An 11050-nucleotide genomic window follows, 5' to 3' on the forward strand; every position below is an offset into this window, starting at 1 on the left:
GGTAATATCGGCAGCCATGACGGCTGAACCCGACGAGATCGGTCGCGTGCAACCGGTTGTCGACCGTGGCCCTACCGTGCTGCGAATCGCCCTCGGTGGCCAGTTGCGCAAACTGCGCGAGAGCAAAGGCATCACCCGCGAAGCGGCTGGTGACGCGATTCGTGGCTCCCATGCCAAGATCAGCCGGCTCGAACTGGGACGCACCGGATTCAAGGAACGCGATATCCGGGACCTGCTGACGCTCTACGGTGTCCACAACACCGTGGAGCGCGAGTCCTTCTTCGAACTCGCCAGGCAGGCAAGTGAACCCGGCTGGTGGCATCGCTACAGCGATCTGCTGCCCTCGTGGTTCAGTACCTACCTCGGGCTCGAGCAGGCGGCCAGCCAGATCCGTACCTATGAGGCCCAGCTGGTGCCCGGCCTGTTGCAGACGCCGGAGTACACCAGGGCCATCGTCACCCTCGGGTTCGACGACGCCGATACCGAGCGTCGCGTGCAGGTCCGCCAGCGCCGCCAGGACGTGCTGCACCGGCCCGAGCCGCCGGTGGTGTGGGCGGTGATCGACGAGGCCGTGCTGCACCGCCCGATCGGTGGGCGCGAGGTGCACCGCGCGCAGCTGCGGTACCTGGCCGAGCTGTCGGCATTGCCGAATGTGATCGTGCAGGTGCTGCCGTACTCCGCGGGCGGGCACGCCGCCGCGGGCAGTTCCTTCAGCATTCTGCGCTTCGCCGAGCCCGAGCTGCCCGACATCGTCTATCTCGAGCAGCTCACCAGCGCGCTGTACCTCGAGCGCAGGCAGGACCTGGCGCTGTACAAGTCGGTGATGGACCAGCTCAGCGTCCAGGCCGAACAGCCCGACCGCTCGCGCGCGATCCTGCTGGAGTACGCCGACCGCCTCTGACGTCGACGGGGTATCGGACGCCGAGCTTGCTCGGCGTCCGATATCAGGAACTGTTCAGTATTTGATACAGCCGGCGGCGATGCGCCAGAAGGTGTCGGGGGTCAGCGTCTGCAGATCCCAGTCGTCGGCGAATTCGTGCGCGGTGGTCACGATGCGGTCGATATCGAAATCGTTGCGGGTCGCGGCGCCGGTGGACTCCACGGCATCGATGACATAGGCGACCGCGGTTTCCCTGGAGCACCCTGCGGTGTCGGGGTGGGTGGTCGCTGCGCGATCAGCGAGGCCGGAACGGCCGTTGGTGTTGTTCATGTGAACGCCCCTGTGTGTAGGCAGTGGCAAACCTAAGGCAAATATATCCCCAGGTGTGCCGCTCGCGGCCTCCCCTGACTATCCCCTGAATTGTATTGCGGCCCTGAGTTTAGGACGGGGACACTTTCAGATGCAAGCACATCTGCACGATCGATTCCGTCTCGATGCAGCGTTTTTCCCGGCTTCTGAGCGGCGAATCCGTGTTTGCGCCACCGTGTTCACGGCCCGCGGGGTGTGGATAACGTCGTGACCGGCGGTTCGCCGTCGCCGGCCTGCGGCAACGGTGGTACCGCCGGTCCGTCCAAATCGGCCGTCCGGCCGAATTGGGTTGTGATAGTTAATTTTCGGCTAATGAATCGCGGCAACGGCCGACACGATGGGCTCCGAACCGGAGACCAGCTCGAGTGTGTGCCGAAAAGTGTTGTCCGCGACCAAGATCGACGCGAGCGTCGCGGCGACATCGGCGCGCGGTACCGGTCCGCGCGGAATCGGCGGCGGTCCGAGCGTGACCAGACCGTTGCCTTCGGCGTCGGTGAGAACACCGGGCCGCAGGATCGTCCAGTCGAGGGCGCGGTCGCGCAGATCGTCCTCGGCGCGGGTCTTGGCATCGATGTAGGCGGCCCACACCTCGTCGGTCCCCGGCGCGGGCGGCGCTCCGGCGCCCATCGTCGAGATCTGCACGAATCGCCGGACGCCGGTCTGCTCGGCGGCGTCGGCGAGCTGTACCGAACCGTTGAGGTCGACGGTGTATTTGCGCGCGGCGCCGCTACCTGCGCCCGCCCCCGCGGCGAACACCACCGCGTCGGAGCCTGCGACGGCGGACGCGAGGTCGTCGGGAGTATCGCGTTCCATGTCGTAGATGACCGGGACACCGCCGGTCGCGGCGATGTCGGCGGCCTGACCCGGGTCCCGGATCAAGGCGTAGACCTGGTCACCGCGACGGGTGAGCAGCTGAGTCAGCAGCAGGGCGATCTTGCCGTGTCCACCGGCGACGACGATGCGCATGCGAGGTGCTCCTTTCAGGCGGGACGGCGGCCGTCAGCGTTCCGGGCCGCCGGGATTGCAGTTCGCCGACACCGTGGCCGAATAGCCGACGTCGGGTCGCCACGGTTCGAGGTTCCAGCTCGGCTTGTCCGGCGCCACCATCCTCGCCCACACCCAATGGCAGATGAACTGGTCGCGCATGCCCGGCGCGTCGGCGTCGGCGTCGAGGGCGAGCACCTCCTGCCACGCGATCTCGTCGGTGCCGGGTGCCGACGTCTTCCTGCCCGCGACGGTGGGGACGACGAGCAGCCGGGCGCCGTCGATGGTCTCGGTCCAGGTCACGTGGTCGATGAGCGGCAGACCGGCATAGGGGTCGACGGTGGTGGTGGGCGGTGCGATGGTGACCGGCGGTTTGCTGGTCGGTCGCGGTGTCGTGGTGGTGGTCGCCGGAGACGGTGCGGCCGCGTCGTCGGAGCCGCCCGACCCGCAGCCGGTGAGGGCGGCCAGCGCGATCGCGGCGAATGCGGCACCGTTGCGCCACCGTGTCACGGCCGCCCCTTCTGTTGTCCCGTCGTGCGGCCGAGACGCGGCCGCCCGGCCAGCCTAGTGCGGCGGGCCGGGCGGTGCGGGAGGGCTCAGTGCCAGAGCGATCGGCAGGGGAGTCTGCGCAGTTCGGGGCCGACCTGGCCGTCGACGGTCACCAGCAGGCCGGCGTGCACCGCCGCCGTGGTGAACTCCCAGGCCTCGGACGGGGTCGCGGCGTATTCCAGGATCAGGGCGTCCTGCGGTGTCGGGCCGTCGAAGTAGACCGTGATCCGGCGGGTCGGTATCTCGGTCCGTTCGATGCGATGAGGGGTGGCGGCGATGTTCTCGTCGAGGGGAATCATGGCGTGTTCCTTTCGCCCCGGCACTCGTGAGCGCCTTCCTGCTCGACGGTAGGACCACGACCATCGAGGAGAACATGTTCCGGTTTTCCGCTGGAGATCTCACAGCCCGACCGGCGTCGCGGCAGTACGCCGACCAAGCAGGTGCCCCGGCGGCCTGCCTCCGGTCACAACCTCGCCGCACGGCTGTTGTGAGCTCCGCCGATGTCGGTCGAAGGGGGTTCCGACGAGCCACGGTACCGGCCAGTATCGGTGCCGACGGCAGCGACACGGGAGGACAGCCGCATGATCCGGATAGCCGCGGCACGACAGACTCGGCCGCGCAGAACACTGCTGGTGGTGGCCGCGGCATTGGTGCTGGCCACCGGGCCTGCCGCCGCGAGCCACAGCGCACCGCTCTACCCGACCGCCGATCCCGACCCCTTCTACGCCCAGCCCGCCGACCTGTCGGGCACCCGGCCCGGCGACGTGCTGGCGGTGCGGCCGATGCCGCCGCTGGCGATGTTCCCCGACACCAGGATCACGCTGGTGCGGTTCCGCTCGACCAACTCCGCTGGCGAACCGATCGCGGCCACGACGACGGTGCTCCAGCCGACGAACCATCGCCGGGACGCCCCGGTGCTGTCCTACCAGCACATCATCAACGGGCTCGGCGTGCGCTGTTCGGTATCCAAGGTGCTCTATACCGAGGACCCGAACCTGATGGTGCGCGAGGCGATCGCCTGGAACGTGGCGTTGCGGCGCGGCTGGACGATGGCGCTACCGGACCACCTCGGCCCCAACTTCGCCTACGGCGCAGCCAAATTGGGCGGGCAGGTGACCCTCGACGGAATCAAGGCGGTGCGCAAGGTCGAGGAACTGCAGGTCGCGGGGAGCCGGGTCGCCATGGCGGGCTACTCCGGCGGCGGCATGGCGACGGCGTGGGCGGCGGCGCTGCAGCCCACCTATGCCCCCGACGTCGAGATCGCCGGCGCCGCGATGGGCGGGGTGCCGATGAATCTGGTGTCGATGCTCGAGGGCCTCGGTTTCGGCTCGCATCCGGTCTTCGGGCTCGCGCTGGCGGCCGGGATCGGCCTGGAACGTGAGTACCCGCAACGTTTCCGATCAGCGAGCAGATGAACGCCAGCGGCCTCGCCGCCCGCGCCTCGATCGCCGACGCCTGCACCAACGACATCCTCGGCGCCGGCGCGGGGCGGGGCATCCTCGACTTCGCCGCGACGACGTCGATGGTCGACGATCCGCAGGCTCGCGCCGTGGTGGAGGAGAACAGCCTCGAGCTCTACCCCGGGACACCGACCATGCCTGTCTTGGAATGGCATTCGCCCATCGACGGCCTCATCCCGGTCGACGCGATCACCACGACGATGCACCGCTGGTGTGCGGCGGGTGCCCCGGTGGTCACCGAGTCGACACCCACCCCGGACCACCTGACCGCCGCTGTGCTCGGACTACCTTCCGCGCTGAGATGGCTCGATGCGCGACTGCAGGGGGAACCGGCGCCCAGCACCTGCTGAGCCCGGTGCCGATCGGCCCGGATCCGCATGCCCCGACGCGGATCCGGGTCGCTCGTTGTTGCGATCGTGCCGCATTGCGTCACGACTCGGGCACGACGCCGATTCGGCGGGGCGGTTCCGGCGTACCGTCAGTGATCTGACGAGGGGCGCACTGAGGGAGGTTCGGGCGGGATTCGAAGCACCGCATCGCCGCACGTCACGACGAATCCGACGTTGCCACCCGAAGGCGTGTGTGCCATGCGATCTGTGCGTGTGCTGGTCTGCTCGATGCTCCTGCTCTGTTCGTTCGCCGTCGGCACCGCCGCGGCCGAACCGCCACCGACTACGGAATTCCCTGTGCCGCATCCGGGTACGCCGGGATTCCTGCCCGACCTGCAACGCTGGATCGATCAGGTGCTGCCCTCGCCGATCCAGCCGACCGGCGATCCCGATGCCGAACTCGCCGCCCTGCACGCCGCGGTCATGCCGTCGGCGGTCGGCGACCCGATGTTCGACCACTGGCCCGACGGCCTGGCCGACCTGACGCCGGGAGACATCATCGAGACCCGCGATGTCGCCGCCACCGCGGCTCCGCTCACTCTGGTACCGATCCGGTCGGCCACTCTGCTCAAGTTCCGCACCGAGGACGCGCACGGCCGCCCTTCCTTCGCGACGGCGACCCTGCTCGTACCCGCCACCGACTGGACCGGTCCCGGCGACCGCCCGGTGCTGGTCAACAACCTGCCGATCGATGCGCTGGGGCGCGACTGCACGCCGGGATACACCCTGGCGCACGGCCTCAACCTGCATTCGAGCACGACCGAATTCGTCCCGCCGACCACGCAATTGGCCGCTCTGCGCGGCTACGCGGTGCTGGTGCCCGATCACGAGGGCCCCTGGATGGCCTATGCCGAGCCGTATGTCGCCGGGCACGCGGTGCTCGACGCGATCCGCGCCGTCCGCGGAAAAGACCCGGTGACATTCGGCGACAGCAGGTTCGCGATGACCGGCTACTCCGGCGGCGCCATCGCCACCCACGGCGCGGCCAAGCTGATCAATTCCTACGCACCGGAACTCGCCGACGTGATCGTCGGCGCGGCGCTGGGTGGCGTGCCCGCCGATTTCGAGATTCTCTCGCGCAGCATGAACGCCAATCTCGCCTCCGGCATCTTCATGGCGGCGACTTTCGCGATCGGCCGGGAACGCCCGGAGATCCTGGCCGCGATGAACAATCTCGCGCGCTGGGTGGCGACCTCGGTGATGAAAGACCAGTGCGCCAGCGTATTCGCCATCCCCGGCGTACTGCACCTGCCGATCGATGTCGGCGCCAATGTCGCCGACCCGCTGCGCTCGGAACTGGCCACCTCGATCTACGAAATCACCCGGATGTCCGGAATGCGCTCGGCCACACCGCTCTACATCTACAACGGCGAACAGGAGTTCTGGATCCCCGCCGCCGGCGCGCGCAATCTCTACGACGAACAATGCTCACTCGGCGCGAATGCGGTGTACCGGAGCGTGTTCGGTGAACATGTAATCGGTGCGGTCACCGGCTATCCCGAGGCGATGCTGTGGCTGGACGAGCGCTTGCAGGGGGTCGCGGCACGCAGCGAATGCTGACGTAAAAAAATTCCTGTGCCGCATCATGGCAGTTTTCGACTACGCGTGGTGACCTGCCCAGAAACCGGGAGACGTCGGTAAATGGGCGATTTCGTCGCCTTATGTTCAGTGCGGTTTCGACAAAGCCATTCGTATTTCTCGAATCGCACAGGAAGATACGCCAACGATGAAATCTCCCAGTCGCAGACGGACGCTACAGACGGCGGTGCTGACCGGCGTCGGCGCGCTCGCCGTCGCGCTCACCGGTTCAGGGGCGGGGGCGTCCCCGGCCCCGGCGCCGACCGAGCAGGCCCTCGCCGATCTCATCTCCGAGGGCCGTCAGGTCGCCGGTCCGGGCAGCGGTTCCGCCTGCACCTCCGGCAGCGGCGCCGGTTCGGGCAACGGATCGGGGAACTGCTACGGCGGCTCCGGTTCGAGCTCGGGCTCCTCCGGCGGAAAGTCCACCGACACAGTCGGTTACGGCCCCGCGCAGACCTCGTTCCTCGGTGCCTTCGCCTACGGCCTCGCCAACGGCGACGCCACCCCGCCCGGTGCGAACGACTGGAGTTGCCGGCCGACCGCCGACAAGCCTCGCCCGGTCGTCCTGCTGCACGGCACCTGGATGAACGCCTACAACGGTTACGCATTCATGGGCCAGCCGATCAAGGACGCGGGCCTGTGCACGTTCACCTTCAACTACGGCCGCTCCGGCGTGGTCGAAGGCGGCGGCCTCGGTTCGGTCCTGCCCGGTGTGATGGGCACCGGCTACATCCAGGACTCCGCCGATCAGCTCGCCACCTTCGTCGACCGGGTGCTCGCGGCCACCGGCGCCGACGAGGTCGACATCGTCGCCCACTCCCAGGGCGGCGTGATGGCGAACTGGTACACCAAGTTCGACGGCGGCGCGGCCAAGGTGAAGAACCTGGTCACCTACGGCGCCACACACCACGGCACCAGCCTCGACGGCATCGGCGCGCTCGGCCGCGCGATCAACAACCTCGGCATCGACATCCTCGGTCTCATCGAGATCTTCGTCGGGCACGCCGGCATCCAGCAGACGATCGGCTCGGATTTCGTCAACCAGCTCAACGCCAACGGTGACACCATCGCCGGTGTGGACTACACGGTCGTGGGCACCCGCTACGACGAGGTCACCAACCCCTACGACCTGACCTTCCTGAAGCCGGGTCCCGGCGCCACCGTCGACAACATCACCCTGCAGGAAGGCTGCGAACAGGACGTTTCCGACCACCTGACGATGATGTACTCCCCGCGCGCGCTGTCGATCGCGCTGCGGGCCATCGACCCGGCGGGCAACCATGAGCTCGTGTGCACCTTCAACCCCTGGCTGATAGGGGGTAGCGGCTCGCTGTGAGAGATCACGAAGGCGCTGCCCGTACTCGGCGGGCAGCGCCTTCGGCGTTTCCGGGGCAGCTCAGGCGGAACGGTAGCTGCGCGCGACGAGCGCGGAACGCAGGTACCACAGACCCGACGGCTGGGTCGGGTCGAAGCCGGTGAGCTGGCCGATCCGCTTGAGCCGGTAGTCGACGGTGTTGGTGTGCACGTGCAGCACCCGCGCGGTGCGCTGCCGGTTGAGGTTGTTGGCGATGTGGCGCTGCAGGGTTTCCAGCAGCTCGGGGTACAGATCCAGTGGGTCGAGCAGCGAACCGAGGAACTCCCGGCCCGGGCCCGGGCGGGTCAGCTGGTACTCGAGGGCCAGCTCGTCGAAGCGGTAGAGCCCCGAGGTGACCTCGAGGCGCTGCACCATGTCGAGCAGTTCGTGGGCCTGGTCGGCGGCGTCGGGCACGCCGGTCGTGGCGGTCTCGACCATCGCCGCGGTGATTCCGACCTGGGCGGCCTGGGAGAGCTGGGCGACGAGCGCGGCCAGGCCGTCGCGGTCGAACGTGCCGGCGGGAATGAGCACCGTGCCGCCGTCGACGCTGAGCAGCGACAGCGCCGAATCCCCGCAGCGCTTGGCCAGTTCGGCCTGCACCCGGCGGAGCTTGCGGCGGGCGACCACCTTCGCGTCGAGCGCGGGGTTGGCCTCCTCACGGTGCGGCGGGATCGCCAGCGCGAGGACCGCGTAGGTTTCGGCGATCGCGATACCGCACTCGCGGGCCATCGTGGAGGTGCTGTGCCCGCCGAGTAGCGCCGAGGTGAGCGTGTGTACCGCGGTGTGGTGCTCGCTGACGACACCGCGCAGTTCCCGCACATAGGCCAGCGACACCTGGGCGGTGATGGTGTCGAGCATTTCCATCACCATCTTCACGCCGTCGACCAGGTTGTCGTAGTCCTTCACCGACGCGTTGGCGACGACCAGGTCGAGGCCGATCTTGAAGCCCTCGGCGATCGAGTGGTGGATCGTGTCGATCGGCACGCCCTCGCGGGCCCAGCCGCTGGCCGCGTCCTGCAGGCGCTGGAGCTTGTTCGGGATGTCGCGGCCGTCGAGCATGCTGACGGCGAATTCGAGGCAGATCCGGGTGATGGTGGTGACGTCGCCGGAGATGGCGTCGCCGGGCAGCGTGCCGCAGGGGACGACATTGGCGACGAAGTGGCCGACCATCTGCCGGGAGATGGCACGGACGTCCTTCAACGGCGACGACATCGGCTGACCCGAGATGGTCAGCGATTGCCGCGGTGGATTCTCAACGGACATCTGTGTTCCCTTCGCCCGATTTCGGCTCTGCCCCCCGCTGTCCAGCGACTTCACCCTAGCCAACCGGCGCCGATGCCGGAATGGAACGTCAGGTTATGGGTAGCGGACCCATGCTTGTTTGCCTGCTTGGTGAGCGGTCACAAGTCTGGTCCATCGGTATCAGTGGTTGTAGAGTTCTCCGCGCCGGAACGAACCGATAGGGGGCAACACCATGCGACCTGCCGTCCGTTGTCTGGTCTGGGAACTGGACGAAACCCTGTGGGACGGTGTGGTCCACGACGCGACCAGCACTACGCTGCGCCCGCAGGCACTGCGCACGCTCACCAAGCTGAGCGAGCGCGGTGTGCTGCACGCTGTCGCGGCACGTGGTGATCGTTCGCGCACGCTGCGGACGCTCTACCGGCACGGGCTGTACGAGATGTTCTCGGCGGTCGAGGTGGGCTGGGGCCGCAAGTCGGCCTCGATCGTGCGGATCGCCGACACCCTCGGGCTCGGCCTGGAGGGGATGGCGTTCCTCGACGCCGAGCCGGTGGAACGCGCCGAGGTGTCGCGCGCCCTGCCGATGGTGCGCTGCTATGCCGCCCGCAATGTCGACATGCTGCCGCTGCTGCCCGATTTCCGGCACGACCTGCGCTCGGGCCCGGTGCCGACCCCGCCGTTGGGGTTCGCGCGGGTCCCCGCGCTCTGACCGGCACGGATTCGCCTGCGCACGCTGCGTTTACGCACACACTGCCGTATCGCAACCGCTGCAAAGTTGCACTGTGTGCCAAAACGGCGGTGCCGCACGGGTTCAGGACTGCTCCGGCAGGAGCGCCAGCGTGAGTTCGGCCAGCCGATCCGGGGCGGCGACCACGTCGTAGGCCGCGATCCGGCCTGCGCGGACGGTGAACGTGACGGCGAACAGCGGCTTGCCCGCCACCGCCACCACCAGTCCGGGCCGCCCGTCGACGAGGAGCAGTACGGCCTGGCGCGACCGCTGCCGCAGCACCAGCGTGCCCTCCGCGACCGCGGCGGCGCCGCGGACCAGTGCCGCCATCCCGGGCGGTAGCGCCGCCGGATCGGCCGTGCGCACCACGTCCGGTGCGAGCACGGCCAGCAATTCGCCCAGGTCACCCTCGCGGGCCGCCTTCAGGAACGCCGCCACCGCGACGCGTTGCTCCGCCAGCTCGGCCCGCCCGACGCGGGCGGGCGCGTGCACCCGCAGCCGGGCCCGGCTGGCGAGCTTCTTGGTGGTGGCCGGTGTCCGCCCGAGCATCGGTGCGATGTCCGCGAACGGCACGGCGAACAGATCGTGCAGCACGAACGCGACCCGCTCCTCCGGCCCGAGCACGTCGAGCACGACGAGCAAGGCGCGTCCGACCGAATCCGCCAGCAGCGCTTCGTCCTCGGGGTCGACACCGGGTCCGGTGGCGCGCGCGTCGACGGCGGCCTCGTCGGTGGTCTCGGCGCGACGCGTGCGGGTGCGCAACGCATCCAGGCAGATCCGGGACACGACCGTGGTCAGCCAGCCGTCGAGATCGGCGATCTCGGCCGCGGCCACCCGGTCCAGCCGCAGCCAGGTCTCCTGCACCGCGTCGTCGGCCTCGGCGGCGGAGCCGAGCATCCGGTAGGCGACGCCACGCAGCCGAGCGCGCCGCTGCTCGAAGGCGAGCGCGAGCGAATCCGCGCGCATCGGTCACCTTTCGGTCGGGCCGTTCGTCATCGACAACGACGGCAGCTGCCGTCGATCACCGTAGACCGGAGGAACCGTCCGATGCACACCAGCTATGTCGTCGTCACCGTGCTCGCCGCGCTGGCCGCGCTCGTCGCCGCCGCGATCGATGTCGTCCGCGCCGAGTGGGTGCGCGAGAACATGCGCCTCTACGGCGTCGCGCCGTGGACACTCACCCCGTTGGCCGTGGTCAAGGCGGCCGGTGGGCTGGGTCTGCTCGCCGGGCTGGCCTACCGGCCACTGGCCGTCGCGGCCGCGGCCGGGCTGGTGCTGTACTTCGTCGGCGCCGAGCTCACCGTGTTGCGGGCGCGGTGGTACGCGCATCTGGGCTACCCGTTGCCGTACCTGCTGCTCGCGGCCGGGTCGCTGGCCCTGGCGTGAAGCGGTGGGGGGGGGGGCCCCCCCCCCCCCCCCCCCCCCCCCCGGGGAGAGGGCGGCGGAGCGGAAGGGGGGCGAGGCACGCCCGCAAACAACAGTCAGGGCTGGGGTATGCGGGGGGGGGGGAGTGCACAA

The 11050-nt window shown here is 69.0% G+C and carries 11 protein-coding genes and 1 pseudogene; 6 read left to right on the plus strand and 6 right to left on the minus strand.

The genetic code is table 11. From position 1 onward, the window contains the following. The first annotated feature begins 16 nt into the window (after positions 1–16). Positions 17–901, plus strand: a complete 885-nt coding sequence (locus ACFVAV_RS25150) for a helix-turn-helix domain-containing protein (RefSeq protein ID WP_379037683.1) — start codon at positions 17–19, stop codon at positions 899–901. A 54-nt stretch (positions 902–955) separates the two neighbouring features. On the opposite strand, the gene ACFVAV_RS25155 is transcribed toward ACFVAV_RS25150, so the two are convergent. The 4 genes from ACFVAV_RS25155 to ACFVAV_RS25170 all read right to left on the minus strand — a co-directional run bounded on the left by ACFVAV_RS25155 (position 956) and on the right by ACFVAV_RS25170 (position 3081). Further along, entirely contained in the window at positions 956–1210 is a 255-nt protein-coding gene (locus ACFVAV_RS25155) for a hypothetical protein (RefSeq protein WP_379037684.1), read from the minus strand. Positions 1211–1558: 348 nt separating this feature from the next. After that, the gene (locus ACFVAV_RS25160) at positions 1559–2215 is read right to left on the minus strand and encodes an NAD(P)H-binding protein (protein ID WP_379037685.1); all 657 of its coding nucleotides are present in this window, start codon (positions 2213–2215) and stop codon (positions 1559–1561) included. A 33-nt stretch (positions 2216–2248) separates the two neighbouring features. Continuing rightward, positions 2249–2743, minus strand: a complete 495-nt coding sequence (locus ACFVAV_RS25165; protein WP_379037687.1) for a DUF2599 domain-containing protein — start codon at positions 2741–2743, stop codon at positions 2249–2251. Between the two features lie 86 nt (positions 2744–2829). Beyond that, entirely contained in the window at positions 2830–3081 is a 252-nt protein-coding gene (locus ACFVAV_RS25170) for a hypothetical protein (RefSeq protein ID WP_379037688.1), read from the minus strand. A gap of 282 nt (positions 3082–3363) precedes the next feature. Between ACFVAV_RS25170 and ACFVAV_RS25175 the strand changes: the two are divergent. The 3 genes and pseudogenes from ACFVAV_RS25175 to ACFVAV_RS25185 all read left to right on the plus strand — a co-directional run bounded on the left by ACFVAV_RS25175 (position 3364) and on the right by ACFVAV_RS25185 (position 7545). Then, positions 3364–4592 (plus strand): annotated as a pseudogene (locus ACFVAV_RS25175) (lipase family protein). Positions 4593–4829: 237 nt separating this feature from the next. Beyond that, complete coding sequence (locus ACFVAV_RS25180) at positions 4830–6191, plus strand: lipase family protein (RefSeq protein WP_379037690.1); 1362 nt, start codon at positions 4830–4832, stop codon at positions 6189–6191. A gap of 166 nt (positions 6192–6357) precedes the next feature. After that, positions 6358–7545: an esterase/lipase family protein gene (locus tag ACFVAV_RS25185; RefSeq protein ID WP_379037691.1), complete on the plus strand. Its 1188-nt coding sequence runs from the start codon at positions 6358–6360 to the stop codon at positions 7543–7545. 60 nt (positions 7546–7605) lie between these two features. On the opposite strand, the gene ACFVAV_RS25190 is transcribed toward ACFVAV_RS25185, so the two are convergent. Further along, entirely contained in the window at positions 7606–8826 is a 1221-nt protein-coding gene (locus ACFVAV_RS25190; RefSeq protein WP_379037692.1) for a PucR family transcriptional regulator, read from the minus strand. A gap of 211 nt (positions 8827–9037) precedes the next feature. On the opposite strand from ACFVAV_RS25190, the gene ACFVAV_RS25195 reads away from it, so the two are divergent. Beyond that, positions 9038–9514, plus strand: a complete 477-nt coding sequence (locus ACFVAV_RS25195; protein WP_189028161.1) for an HAD-IIIC family phosphatase — start codon at positions 9038–9040, stop codon at positions 9512–9514. A 102-nt stretch (positions 9515–9616) separates the two neighbouring features. Here the strand turns inward: ACFVAV_RS25195 and ACFVAV_RS25200 are convergent, their stop codons facing one another. Further along, positions 9617–10498, minus strand: a complete 882-nt coding sequence (locus ACFVAV_RS25200) for a sigma-70 family RNA polymerase sigma factor (protein WP_379037694.1) — start codon at positions 10496–10498, stop codon at positions 9617–9619. An 81-nt stretch (positions 10499–10579) separates the two neighbouring features. On the opposite strand from ACFVAV_RS25200, the gene ACFVAV_RS25205 reads away from it, so the two are divergent. Further along, complete coding sequence (locus ACFVAV_RS25205) at positions 10580–10918, plus strand: DoxX family protein (RefSeq protein WP_379037695.1); 339 nt, start codon at positions 10580–10582, stop codon at positions 10916–10918. Positions 10919–11050 lie beyond the last annotated feature (132 nt).

It is taken from the genome of Nocardia sp. NPDC057663 (assembly GCF_042799895.1).
Taxonomy (GTDB): Bacteria; Actinomycetota; Actinomycetes; order Mycobacteriales; family Mycobacteriaceae; genus Nocardia.